The sequence below is a fragment of the Streptomyces sp. MMG1121 genome (assembly GCF_001280015.1).
Taxonomy (GTDB): Bacteria; Actinomycetota; Actinomycetes; order Streptomycetales; family Streptomycetaceae; genus Streptomyces.
The window spans coordinates 1-285 of sequence record NZ_LGDV01000135.1; the positions used below are offsets into that span (position 1 = coordinate 1).

At 67.0% G+C, this 285-nt stretch carries 1 protein-coding gene; it reads left to right on the forward strand.

Translation table 11 applies throughout. The annotated features are described in order from the left end of the window. The coding region (locus ADK64_RS14075) for a tectonin domain-containing protein (protein WP_324614398.1) at positions 1-285 on the forward strand (285 nt) is incomplete at both ends.

A 285-nucleotide genomic window follows, 5' to 3' on the forward strand; every position in this document is an offset into this window, starting at 1 on the left:
GCGGACGGCACCGTCTGGGGCGTCAACTCCGCCGGCAACATCTACCGCTACACCGGCGACCAGGAAAGCGGCCACTGGAAGCAGATCAGCGGCGGACTCGTTCGGATCTCGGCCGGGTCGAGGACCAACGTGTGGGGCGTCAACGAGGCCGGGAACATCTACCGCTACACCAACAACGACGCCAATCCCTGGGTGCAGATCCCGGGGGCACTGACGGACATCGGAGCCGCCGCGGACGGCACCGTCTGGGGCGTCAACTCCGCCGGCAACATCTACCGCTACACC